Annotated in this window: 1 protein-coding gene; it reads right to left on the bottom strand. The window is 41.7% G+C overall.

Annotated elements, in window-relative coordinates; genetic code table 11:
* Positions 1–210 (bottom strand): hypothetical protein (locus AOA61_RS31030; RefSeq protein WP_143521297.1); only part of this gene is annotated, 210 nt, incomplete at its 3' end.
* Positions 211–228: the final 18 nt, after the last annotated feature.

The following is a 228-nucleotide window of genomic DNA, read 5'->3' as shown; positions in this document are numbered from 1 at the left end:
ATCTTCTACTGAAGCAGTGGCTATAAGCTCTGTTTCACCTTCTTCTCTGCTTTCAATATATTCATTTTTAATGGAAGAATTACCTTCCTCCATGTTAGATGGGCTCTCAGGTAATGTTTCATTCGCAGTTGGCATGGTCATTGTTCCAATCACCGCAATCGTGCTTAGGGCGATGAAAAGGCCCATTGTGATAAGTAACTTTTTACTCAACGCCAATCCCTCCTATGC

Source organism: Pseudomonas sp. 2995-1 (assembly GCF_002742505.1).
Taxonomy (GTDB): domain Bacteria; phylum Pseudomonadota; class Gammaproteobacteria; order Pseudomonadales; family Pseudomonadaceae; genus Aquipseudomonas; species Aquipseudomonas sivasensis.
Note: the sequence above shows the minus strand (reverse complement) of the source record. Positions and strands in the feature narration are given on the sequence as shown.